Source organism: Vibrio sp. Vb1729 (assembly GCF_033338655.1).
Lineage (GTDB): Bacteria > Pseudomonadota > Gammaproteobacteria > Enterobacterales > Vibrionaceae > Vibrio > Vibrio alginolyticus.
On sequence record NZ_JAWOTB010000048.1, the window covers coordinates 185,476 to 196,889 of the forward strand.

Annotated in this window: 13 protein-coding genes; 6 read left to right on the forward strand and 7 right to left on the reverse strand. The window is 42.7% G+C overall.

The window, feature by feature from the left end; all coding sequences use genetic code 11:
• Window positions 1-8: 8 nt before the first annotated feature.
• Window positions 9-470, reverse strand: a complete 462-nt coding sequence (locus tag R7E29_RS20175; RefSeq protein ID WP_005385033.1) for a TetR/AcrR family transcriptional regulator — start codon at window positions 468-470, stop codon at window positions 9-11.
• A gap of 607 nt (window positions 471-1,077) precedes the next feature.
• Between R7E29_RS20175 and R7E29_RS20180 the strand changes: the two genes are divergently transcribed.
• A complete protein-coding gene (locus R7E29_RS20180; RefSeq protein ID WP_005375307.1) occupies window positions 1,078-1,377 on the forward strand; it encodes a YfcZ/YiiS family protein in 300 nt (99 codons plus the stop codon).
• An 88-nt stretch (window positions 1,378-1,465) separates the two neighbouring features.
• Here the strand turns inward: R7E29_RS20180 and R7E29_RS20185 are convergent, their stop codons facing one another.
• On the reverse strand, window positions 1,466-1,738 hold the full coding sequence (locus R7E29_RS20185; RefSeq protein ID WP_005375306.1) for a YnjH family protein: 273 nt from the start codon (window positions 1,736-1,738) through the stop codon (window positions 1,466-1,468).
• A gap of 319 nt (window positions 1,739-2,057) precedes the next feature.
• On the opposite strand from R7E29_RS20185, the gene R7E29_RS20190 reads away from it, so the two are divergent.
• On the forward strand, window positions 2,058-2,657 hold the full coding sequence (locus R7E29_RS20190; RefSeq protein ID WP_025998668.1) for a hypothetical protein: 600 nt from the start codon (window positions 2,058-2,060) through the stop codon (window positions 2,655-2,657).
• A 74-nt stretch (window positions 2,658-2,731) separates the two neighbouring features.
• Here the strand turns inward: R7E29_RS20190 and R7E29_RS20195 are convergent, their stop codons facing one another.
• Window positions 2,732-3,841 (reverse strand): 1-acyl-sn-glycerol-3-phosphate acyltransferase, encoded by a 1,110-nt coding sequence (locus R7E29_RS20195; protein ID WP_017635275.1) that lies wholly within the window; start codon window positions 3,839-3,841, stop codon window positions 2,732-2,734.
• Between the two features lie 191 nt (window positions 3,842-4,032).
• On the opposite strand from R7E29_RS20195, the gene R7E29_RS20200 reads away from it, so the two are divergent.
• Window positions 4,033-4,641, forward strand: coding sequence for a hypothetical protein (locus R7E29_RS20200; RefSeq protein WP_005375302.1), 609 nt, complete (start codon window positions 4,033-4,035; stop codon window positions 4,639-4,641).
• 127 nt (window positions 4,642-4,768) lie between these two features.
• On the opposite strand, the gene R7E29_RS20205 is transcribed toward R7E29_RS20200, so the two are convergent.
• Together R7E29_RS20205 and R7E29_RS20210 are read right to left on the reverse strand one after the other, a co-directional pair.
• A complete protein-coding gene (locus R7E29_RS20205; protein ID WP_017635276.1) occupies window positions 4,769-5,251 on the reverse strand; it encodes a hypothetical protein in 483 nt (160 codons plus the stop codon).
• Window positions 5,252-5,265: 14 nt separating this feature from the next.
• Window positions 5,266-5,799, reverse strand: coding sequence for a nicotinate-nicotinamide nucleotide adenylyltransferase (locus tag R7E29_RS20210; protein ID WP_005375300.1), 534 nt, complete (start codon window positions 5,797-5,799; stop codon window positions 5,266-5,268).
• Window positions 5,800-5,977: 178 nt separating this feature from the next.
• Between R7E29_RS20210 and nadE the strand changes: the two genes are divergently transcribed.
• A complete protein-coding gene (gene nadE / locus R7E29_RS20215) occupies window positions 5,978-6,808 on the forward strand; it encodes an ammonia-dependent NAD(+) synthetase (protein WP_005385021.1) in 831 nt (276 codons plus the stop codon).
• Window positions 6,809-6,908: 100 nt separating this feature from the next.
• Here nadE and R7E29_RS20220 read toward each other — a convergent pair whose 3' ends face one another.
• The gene (locus R7E29_RS20220) at window positions 6,909-8,741 is read right to left on the reverse strand and encodes a hybrid-cluster NAD(P)-dependent oxidoreductase (protein ID WP_054577073.1); all 1,833 of its coding nucleotides are present in this window, start codon (window positions 8,739-8,741) and stop codon (window positions 6,909-6,911) included.
• Window positions 8,742-9,008: 267 nt separating this feature from the next.
• On the opposite strand from R7E29_RS20220, the gene R7E29_RS20225 reads away from it, so the two are divergent.
• Both R7E29_RS20225 and pyrC read left to right on the forward strand, forming a co-directional pair.
• A complete protein-coding gene (locus R7E29_RS20225; RefSeq protein ID WP_005375297.1) occupies window positions 9,009-9,173 on the forward strand; it encodes a YqaE/Pmp3 family membrane protein in 165 nt (54 codons plus the stop codon).
• 155 nt (window positions 9,174-9,328) lie between these two features.
• Complete coding sequence (pyrC, locus tag R7E29_RS20230) at window positions 9,329-10,357, forward strand: dihydroorotase (protein ID WP_053303823.1); 1,029 nt, start codon at window positions 9,329-9,331, stop codon at window positions 10,355-10,357.
• A 95-nt stretch (window positions 10,358-10,452) separates the two neighbouring features.
• Here the strand turns inward: pyrC and R7E29_RS20235 are convergent, their stop codons facing one another.
• Window positions 10,453-11,358 (reverse strand): DUF808 domain-containing protein, encoded by a 906-nt coding sequence (locus R7E29_RS20235; RefSeq protein ID WP_017635279.1) that lies wholly within the window; start codon window positions 11,356-11,358, stop codon window positions 10,453-10,455.
• Window positions 11,359-11,414: the final 56 nt, after the last annotated feature.

An 11,414-nucleotide genomic window follows, 5' to 3' on the forward strand; every position in this document is an offset into this window, starting at 1 on the left:
AAAGGCTATTACTTGCTCATTTGGATCAATGATCGACCAATCAACCACTCAAGCTCTTTGTCACCACCCGCACCAAACTGGCTTTCAACCATTTTGTATAAGCGGTCAATACCATTAGCAGCAAATTCTTGCGCATTTTCAGCGGTGACAATGTGATGGAATAGCAGTCGTAAAATCGCGAGAAACTCAGCATCTTCCAGCGCTTTAATCCAACTTTGTGAAAATGCATTTAATCCTTTATCAAACTCTAAGTGTTCAATAAACATTTTAAAGATACGGCCATCCAGTGCGGCGGTGAAGTCCGTTTTCTTAGGGAAGTGATGGCTAATACCGGTACGCGATATACCTGTCTGCTGGCTTAGCGTCGTGTACGACATTTTGTCGTAACCTAATCTGAGTAGCTGATCAATAACGGCATCCATGATCTTTTGGATAGTGATTTCGGTATCTTCTTTACTACGCTTTGGCATATTTTAAGCTCTTCTCTTTGTAAATCCATCTAACTCACTATTAAATGAGGCCAGAATGAAATCATTCTTAGCATTATACCCGGCTCGCCGATGCGGTTCGATTAGCGAAAACCTAGAAATCAGGTTGCTAAGCGCTGCACTTGAAAGCGCTTTGGGTATATGTATTGCGACTATTTAATATCATGTCGAGTTCCAAACCATAACGTCTTTACACTGCGTAATGTGTAATTTTCAGTTATGTTTTTGTCAATACATGCTACTCAAAATAAGGCGAAAAGTTAGTCTCATCAAAACCTTGCGCCAATTATTCATCGAAACTATTCAAAGACCAAGAATGATAATTATTAAAAATAATCAATCAAGAAATAGTCTTATAAATTAACCATTAGTTCAACTGGACTGAGCAAAATCTCGTCACTATGTTCGTTAATTGATTTTAAATGTTGATATATATCACATTAACGTTCTTGATGATTTAGTAATCCAATCTTTAACCCTTACTTAACAAGTGCCTATTCTGTTCCTTTTTTACGCAAAAGTCGTCATTTTTGTAGATACAGATCAAATACCTGATAGAATACCCTTAGTATTTACAAGAGGATTCGTTATGAGTGTCGAATTAGAAAAAAACCAAGTATGTGAGGCCTGCGGCTGTGCTGGCGAGATAGGCTTTATCATCAAAGAAGGTGACGAAGTTGCCGACGTAACGGTTTTCGCACAGACAAAAACAGAGCTAGAGTCTGAACTACAAAAATACATCGAGCTCGCTAAATCAGTATGTGCTGATGTTGAATACAATGTTTCAGAAATAACCGAAGAATCGAACCAAGCGACGGCTCGATTCAAATTTGAAGTAAGTGCTGAAAAACTTATCTTTGAATTAAAAACTCGCTCACTCGCGCGTTAATGAAAAAAGCGAGCATGATGCTCGCTTTTTATTTTTCCAATCTCTTAATCTTAAACCGCTCTAAATGAAACAGACAACTTCGGCGCGTTTATTTATCTTTTTTGAACACGACCCACTTTAACGAGCCATTGGTTTCAAAATCGTTCTCAGCGGTACACATCAGTAATACGCCTTCAACATTAATCACGGCCCCTGTGGTGTAGGCTTTATCATCGTAGTAACAGATACGCTGACCTACCTTACCGTCAGCAACTATTAGCGCTTTGTTTTCTGGTGTACTGTATGATTTAGCAAAAACGGAACCCGACAGCAGTACTGCAAAAACACCAGCGGTAAAAATAGATACACTTTTTAACTTCATGAAAATCTCCCTCAAACCTCAATAATACTAACAAGGACCCTTGTGAAGTTCTTGGAAGAATCTCATATTATTCAAATATCTACTGATATTTTTCTCACCTCTACACTTGGGTCTGCTTCACATTCAATCATTTAATTTATCTCATTTTAGTAAGCTTGAAGTTACTTAGCTCAGTAAAGAAGCGCACACTTTTAACGTGTATCTCTAATTTGAATATTTAAGTTATGAATCAAAAACTGTGAGCAAAAAATGCATAATAGGTTTATTTAAGTATAAGATAAGCACCTGTTGATCTCGGTATTTAACTAACTCTTTGACTATGCGTTTTGTTTCCCTATGCATTACTTCAATCCTGCTCTGCTCGTCTCCTTTGGCATATGAGCTAGATTACTATTCTAAGTTTGGTCACATCGATAATTACGGCAATCTTGATCTTAGAAACAAGCCTTACACCCAACTCCCCTCTGGCCTAGTGGTAAAGGGCAACTTAAACATCTCACAAACCCCTATCAAAACCTTGCCTAAAGGGCTTGATGTTGAAGGCAGTCTGGAAGCAACTAACAGCGCACTCAAAGTTATTCGCTCAGGAACAAAGATAAAAGGCTATGCAAACCTACTAGGTAGTAAGATCGAAAACTGGCCTAAAGGCATCAAACTAGGCGGTTACCTAAATCTGACAGATACACCGTTAAAAGCGCTTCCAGCTAAACTTCGAGTAAAAGGTGATCTAAGTGTTATTCGCACTCCCATTTCTGAACTTCCTGAAGGATTGGTGGTTGATGGTAATCTTTATATTGGAGGATCAGCGCTGAAAGTATTTCCAGACACAATGACGGTGAAAGGGAATATCTATTTAGGTGGTAACAGGATCACCAAATGGCCTAGCAATTTAACCCTTGGTGGCGCCGTCGCACCTTAAAGAGCAGATAAACAAAAGCCCCGGCAGGCCGAGGCTTTAAGGCATTCTGAATCAACAGAGTTCAGTGACGAAGATTACTCTTGGTTATTCACAGGATTAGCATAGCTCGCCACCAAATAAGGTCTTGCGCCTTCAGGTAGCTGATCCAACTTATCCGCGAGATGACGCTTAACCGCTTCCGTAATGATGCTCGAATCTTCATGCCCAGCAGCTAACAAGTTGATTGGGTACAACTTGTAGTTGTTGTGAATTTGGCGGTCGATTTCACCAGCAAGAGATTCCGGCGTTTCAAACTCTTGCTCAATCACATCACCAAACGCAACATGTACACGGCCTTTATAGCCAACGATACCTTGAATGATGCTTTCGATATCTTCAAATTCGCCTTTTTCATAGCGGCCATTTTCTGCTTTTTCGTACAGCTCTTTTGCTTTGGCAGTGTCACATGGATCATTTTCATAGGCAATCGAGACAGGAACGATTTTCAGAGAACGCGTGTACTCACCAAAGCTGATCTTTTGTTTACGACCTTCAACATGGAACATTTTTAAAATCGCAGGATCAGTAAAGTCGTTTCCATCTTTAGCACGGCCTTCCTTTTGGGCAATCCAAATTGAATTGCCAGTATCAAGCGAATGTTTGATATAGCTTGAAAGTTGTCCCAATGCTTTCATCATTTCTCTAGGCGCTTTAGCAGAGCGCTTAACGATGAAGCTCTTATTGAGTCGCATCAATTCTGTCGCACATGGCTTCTTCAGCAGGTTATCGCCAATCGCTATACGAACTGTACGGTGCCCACTTTGGTACAAGCCATAGTTTACGAGCGCAGGGTCCATCGCAATATCACGGTGGTTAGAAACGAATAGGTATGACGTGTTTTTATCCAGCTTATCCAAACCAGAAAAAGTGACGCCATCCGTTGTCTTATTCAATGTATCTTTCAGATACTTCTTCACTTCAATCTGAATTGCTTCGACAGAATCAAGCTTGCTCCACTTAGCTTTCAGGTAGATGCGCAGGATCGGGCTCATTAGCGTTTTGAACCACGCTGCTTTATTAGCAAAGCGATGTTCTAGGATAGCAGTGATAAATTCATCATCTTGGATTAGACGATCCAGCGCTGCTGGAATTTCTTCGTCGTTGTAAGGACGAATTTCAATATAAGGATCGGTATTGGCTGTCATTGTTCATTACATATCAAAAAAAGCTGGCACATTTTACGCATAGTTTTGCTGACAAGCAGCATTTCAACCCATACTTTTAACATGGTCATACCAGTTAAGCCACCATTTATCATGCTAAAAAATTCTCTCAGCAGGTTGGAATCGTATGGGTTTAACGTTACCCTTAGCGCCAAAAAACACTGGTACTCATAATGAACTACGCAATTGAATTTCACGACGCTAAATACCCCTTTCTTGATGTAGCTGCGCGTAAAAAAGCACTGAAGCACAGTCTATTGTCTGTCATCGAAGGGTTAGCCGTCATTAAATTGGGTAAGCAGGAGTATGCCATTGAACCAGGCCAATATTTTTGGATTCCTCAAGGATGTTTGAGCTCCCTCACCTTTTTACCTAATTCTCGTGTATATCGTTGTGATTTTTCTGTGCGTTTAAATGACGACTTCTCACAACAAGCGGGCTTTGTGAAGCCTTCACCGCTACTAAAAGCGCTCGTCGAGAAGCTAGCAACAACTGCCGAACGCTCGGATCTGCAAACCGATCTACTGACAGTAGTAAGACATGAAGTATTGACGCTGTCTCCTAAACTAGCGCACTCAACGTTAACGAGAACCATCAATCAATGGACTCCTGGCTGTGACATGAATATTTCTAAAGAGCTTTGCTTGGTACTAACACTACGTGAAGCAAGAAAAATGAAACTGTCGGGGAAGAAGGAAGAGCAAATTGTTGACTCTCTTTTTGCTGGTAACACCGAAGAATATGAACAGCTTTGCTTTTTAGTCTTTGGAGAAGCGCTATAACTTGCTCTTTAACAAGCTACGTTTTCAGCATTACGTAGAGTTACGGATACAGAAAGTAGAGATTCAAGTAAAAGCAAAAAGGGCGTACATTGATAATGTACGCCCTTTTTTCATTTGCTTGAGGTGTCTAGAAAGGTACTTCTATCTGCATCATCCAGTCAGCGTCATAATATTCGTGCCAACGATAATCAAACCGCATTCTTGGCTGTCCGTCGGATTTATCACCAAAACCAACGCTGAACATCAACCCGTGACTACGAAGCCACTCTTCTGTATCCATTTTACTCTCTTCGTCTCGGAGCTCTTCCGGCATCCAAAAACCAAGACCAAAGTAATTCTTTTCTAAGTTTTGAGTTAGAAGTGGGGTGTCTTCCGGCTTAATCGCCCACTCCTCCCAATAGTTTTCTGTTGGTCCTTCAAGCTTCGCTTCCGCTGCATACCAAATCAATGCTTCAGTACTTAACACGCCGATGGAATCTAAAATTTCTTCACAGATTGGAAGCGTGTTATCTTCAAACACCACGGAACGATCAGAAAAATAGTTACACGCGGAATGAGCTTGTGTCACCACAAGCAGCGCACATGCACTAAATAAAACTACTCTGACCATGAAAATCTGACCTCTCAGTTCCCAGACAATGTTTCTCTGTATAAGCCTTTACTAAGTAATAAATCACGTACGGAAGGTGTTGTATAGGCGCCGATCTCTTCACCCTCGGCCAATGCTTTGCGAATATCTGTGCTTCTGACTTTTACTTTTTCAGGACATGCCATAACAGTCCAACGTTCCGTAATCTCTTCAGCTCTACTAAATTTAGCAAATTTGAAGAAATTATCAGGACCAATGACAAAAGTTATATCGGCAGTTGGGTAAATTTCTTGAATTTTTTCTAACAACGCATAGGTCGTCACACTTTGTCCAGGTTGGTATAAAGCTTGCTCTGCATCAGAACGCTGAACATTAGAAAGCCCCATATCCTTGATGAACGCGTCAACCATTTTGCACCGAGTTGGGTAATCAAGCATGTTCTTGCCCCAAGCGTGTGCAATGCTTGGCTCAAGTAGCACAAGATCAAAGTGGCTCAAAGACTCAATAACACTTTTATGCCCTAAACTAGGTGGGTTAAATGCACTACCAAAAATGGCGATTTTTTTCATATCCGGTGATTACCTGGTTGAAGAGAGTTTTCTAATCTGATGATTTCGGTATGATACTACTAATCTTTACAGCTTTTGACCCTAAAGTCGCGTTTAATGAGCCTCAACTGTATGGTTTATCACCATTTGAGCAAATGCGCTTTAGAGTCTGAAATATTTGCAGGAAAAGGAACCCTAAATGGAACAATCCATCCGTGACGAAATGCGCGTACTCCCTTCAATTGATCCGCATTTTGAAATTGAACGCCGTGTCGCTTTTATTAAGCGTAAATTGCAAGAAGCGGGCTGTAAGTCTCTTGTTCTTGGCATCAGCGGTGGCGTTGACTCAACGACATGTGGTCGTTTAGCTCAGTTGGCTGTAGACCAACTAAACGAAGAAGCGGGCAACAATAGCTACCAATTTATCGCAGTTCGCCTGCCTTACGGGGAGCAAAAAGATGAAGATGAGGCTCAGCTCGCTCTGTCTTTTATCCAGCCAACCCATTCTGTATCGGTGAACATCAAAGCAGGTGTTGACGGGCTTCATTCGGCTTCTCACGTTGCATTAGAAGGCACAGACCTTCTACCAACTGATGCAGCAAAAGTCGACTTCGTAAAAGGCAATGTAAAAGCGCGTGCTCGCATGGTTGCTCAATACGAGATCGCGGGCTACGTAGGCGGCCTTGTTCTTGGTACTGATCACTCAGCAGAAAACATCACTGGTTTCTACACTAAATTTGGTGATGGCGCTTGTGACATGGCACCATTGTTCGGATTAAGTAAGCGCCAAGTTCGTGAAGTGGCTGCTACATTGGGTGCACCTGAGCAACTAGTGAAGAAAGTGCCAACGGCAGACTTAGAAGAGCTTGCTCCACAGAAAGCAGATGAAGATGCCCTACGCCTAACTTACGAGCAAATCGACGACTTCTTAGAGGGCAAACCTGTTCCACAGCAAGTGAGTGACCGTCTGGTAGCGATTTACAAAGCAACGCAGCACAAACGCCAGCCAATCCCGACGATTTACGACTAAGCGATATTTTCAGCTCTCTTTAAAACTCAAAACGCTGCTAAAAATAGCAGCGTTTTTTTGTCTAGGAACAGTTTTTGTCGAATGACAAAGTTGCTCTCGCCTAGTTGGTTACTGTTACGTCCGTCTCTGGCACAGCACAACACGCCAACACGGTTCCCATTGCACGTTCCTCATCAGTCAGCGCGGGCACGTCCGGATGATGAACTTGCCCCGACGTAAGCTGAACTTTACACGCGCCGCATAAGCCAGCACGACAGCTATTGCTGATGACCTTCCCAGCATCTTCGAGCTGATCTAACAACGTTTTTTGGTTGTTGCCTACGACTTTAGCTCCATTAAAGTCAATAGCGAGACTTTTCTCTGGCTTTGACGTCTCTGGCTTTGACGTAAGAGAAGAAACTCCAAACGCTTCTTGATGGTAGTTTTCCTCTGGCAGCCCTTTTCTTAGTAGAAGACTTTTTGCTTTATCCATAAAGCCATCCGGGCCACACACAAACACCTGCCGCTGTTCAACATCTTTGATTTGCTTAATGTGTGACAAACTTAAACGCCCTTTCAAACCAAACCAATCAACAGCAGGTTGCGTTAAACAGACTTTTACTTCTAGCCCTGGGTGCTCACGCTTTAACTGCTCCAACTCTGAGCGACAAGGAATATCATTCTCGGTGCGACATTGATGGTAGAAAACCACATTATCCAACTGATTGTGATCCGCTAAGTAACGCACCATTGATAACATTGGTGTTACTCCGCTACCCGCAGAGAGTAACAGCAGAGGCTGCGCTTCATGCGTTTTAAGGTGGAACTGACCGTCAGGTTGTTCTGCCTCTAAAACATCACCGACTTGTAAGTTGTCTAAGAGTGAGTTAGAGACTCTTCCACCCGCGATACGCTTTACAGAAATAGCATAACGACCCGGGCGAGAAGGACTGGATGATAAGGTATAGCGTCGACCCACTTTCTTACCATCAATATTCACCTCTATTGGCAGGTGTTGTCCTGGCAAGTAATTAGGCAACGAACCTTTGTTTGGCTCTAACCATAAGGTCACAAAGTCTTGGGCAATTTCTTCACGCTCAACACATGTAAGCTTCATGCGCACTGGCGAGTTATCTGCGTAAAACTCCGGCTCTTTGTACTCCAATACTTCAACTTTATCGCCTTGACGAATAATGCCTTCATTTCGCGCGACAAGATTCTGGCCAAAGAACACACCACCGACATCGTTTGCACGGAACTGTTGCAAGGTTTTGAGCGGCTCTTTGCTCTCACGGAATGTGCCTCTTTGGGTATTCACCGTAGTCAGGATACAGCGCTCGCAAGGTTTGAGAGACTCAAACTCTACCTCACCGATTCGTATGCGCTTCCATGAATCTTCTTCAAATGGCTTAGTATCAGAGACAACTAAGTTAGTACGAAACTGATCCATTGAGTGTAGCTCTGAACTTCTTCGGTTCAGCTCATCAAGTGAAGCTTGGCTGATCACTAAAACCGGATAACCATCAGCAAAACTGACGTTTTGACCTAGCTTTTCACGGACACGATTCGATTGCTCACCACTAAACAACAACTCAACGCGCTGCCCCAACACACGACTAAACCAGTCATCTGCATCATCTGTCGTGGTATAGGCAGTAAACGTATCTTTCCAAACCGTTGCAGGTGTCTCCTGCATTTTGAAATCTTGGTAACGGATTTTAAGTGGCTCCATACCCAAACTACTAAACACCACTCCATCGGACAATAAGGCAGACTTAATGGTTACCATTTGCGGATACTTTCGCGCAGTGATCATCGAGCCATCAGCTTTCGCAATCATAAAGCGACGATCGAAGCTCAATCCTTGCTTCTCAACCCATACGGACGACAGCGATAATCCGCCAACTGACTTAACCGGAAAAACATTAATTTGGGATAAAACGGGTTGCAACATAGCCTTCTTCCTACGGGTGTTTTTTATTTGTTGCGGTATTGTATACTCAAATCACATTAAGTTGCAGAGTCTGCTGCCTCTTCATCCATTTCAACTTTCTCGAAACCATATTCTTATAAATTTGGTTTTAGTGACAAGTATTTACTACACTCAATATTCGCGTTTTTTAACACCGTTCTGACCAAATACCGTTTGATAAAGTGTGATACGACACACATAATTCACCCAAGTTATCACTACTCCCATTTATCGATTTGGAGCTTAATTATGGATACAAGAAAACTGGTTCTGATTTTGTTATGTATCTTTCTTCCGCCTGTCGCGGTGTTTATGGAGAAAGGTCTAAATAAAGACTTTTTGATTAATCTAATATTGACGTGTTTCTTCTTTCTACCAGGTACGATCCACGCGCTTTGGTTAACAATGAAGTAACCACTTACACTCTCACTCTTTATAAAATTGAAAAATGGGATGAAATATGAGGGCAATTCCTCTATCATCCTGTCGCCTAAGCGCAAGCGTTTGCTCAAAAGCAAATACGGCGCTTAGGCTCCAATCAGACAACTTTTCAATGGTGGGAGCAATTAATGACAACACTGACTATCACTCGTCCTGACGACTGGCACGTTCACTTACGCGATGGGGAAGTTCTTAAAGACACCGTTCGCGACATCAGCCGCTACAATGGCCGTGCGCTGATTATGCCAAATACCGTCCCACCTGTTACTACAACTGAGCTCGCCCTAGCCTACCGTGACCGAATTATTAAAGAGCAACATGGCGAACAGTTTGAGCCTTTAATGGCGCTTTACCTTACAGATAACACGACACCAGACGAAATACGTAAGGCTAAAGCAACCGGACACATTGTTGCTGCCAAGCTCTATCCTGCTGGCGCCACAACAAACTCAGATTCCGGTGTGACCAATGCGAAAAACATTTATCACGTTTTAGAAGCAATGGAAGAAGTCGGAATGTTACTTCTAGTTCATGGGGAGGTAACACATCACGATGTTGATATATTCGACCGAGAGAAAGAATTCCTTGATACTGTCCTCGCTCCTATCGTCAATGACTTCCCTAATCTTAAAATCGTTCTAGAACATATCACCACCGCCGACGCAGCAAACTTCGTTAGCAACGCCTCAGACAACGTAGCGGCTACCATCACTGCCCACCACCTTCTTTTCAACCGTAACCACATGCTTGTGGGTGGTATTAAACCTCATTTCTACTGTTTGCCAATTCTTAAGCGCGGAACCCACCAGCAAGCGCTGATCGAAGCAGCAACTAGTGGTAGCAAGAAGTTTTTCCTAGGTACAGACTCAGCGCCACATGCGAAAGGGGCAAAAGAATCGGCTTGCGGTTGTGCTGGTTCTTACACTGCACACGCAGCGCTAGAGCTTTATGCAGAAGTCTTCGAAAAAGAAGGCAAGTTGGAAAACTTGGAAGCTTTCGCAAGCTTCAACGGTCCTGATTTTTACGGCATTGCACGTAACACAGATACGGTAACGTTAGAAAAATCCGCTTGGGATGTGCCAGAAACGATGCCATTTGGCAATGATATCGTTGTGCCTATTCGAGCAAATGAACAGATCGAGTGGAAAGTGAAGTAAGTACTTTACTGACATTTCACCTATAAAACAGGGTCATGCTTTTTGTAAAAAGAAGTCATGACCCTTGTTATTATCGTCTCATGTTTTAGATGTGATTATTGACCACGAAGCTTTTCAACCATCGTCCATACCGCAACCACAACCAACCCCGCCACAAAGCCGATAATACCGTTCAATAAAATAGGCAAAATGGCTGTAGCAACCGAATAACCACTAAAGTTCATAATAATCGGCTCTACAAAGTGATGAATGGCTGGCACGTTGTGCACCACAATTCCCCCACCCACCAAAAACATCGCAGCAGTTCCTACAATGGTTAACAACTTCATCAACTTTGGTGCAAAAGCGACCAAGGCCCCTCCGACTTTCGCCACCCAACCTTTACCGTTTGAGCGACTTTCAAGATAAAGGCCTAAATCATCTAGCTTCACAATCCCAGCGACTAGTCCATAAACTCCAACCGTCATAATCACTGCAATTAAACTGACAACTAAAATTTGCGTAACAAGACTGGCTCCTGTCACGGTACCTAACGCAATCACGATGATCTCTGCTGAAAGGATAAAGTCTGTTCGAATCGCACCAGAAACTTTACGCTTTTCATACTCTTCTATCGACTCGCCAGTATTAACTAGCTCCTCTTTTTCTTCGTGCGGATGCGAGTGAGGGAACACTTTCTCAAGTACTTTCTCTGCCCCTTCAAAGCAGAGAAATAAGCCGCCAATTAGCAATAATGGCATGATAAGCCATGGAATAATGGCGCTAATAAGTAAAGCAGAAGGAACCAAAATCAATTTATTTTTGAATGAGCCTTTTGCAACCGCCCAAACCACTGGAATCTCTCGCTCAGATGCAACACCAGACACTTGTTGAGCGTTTAACGCTAGATCATCTCCCAACACACCTGCGGTTTTCTTTGCCGCCATCTTTGACATTAAGGCGACATCATCAAGCACCGTGGCAATATCATCCAACAGTGTGAGTAAACTTGCTCCAGCCATTTTTTGTCTCTTATATGAAATTGAGTAAGTAACAAAATGTAACACCAATGAATCAC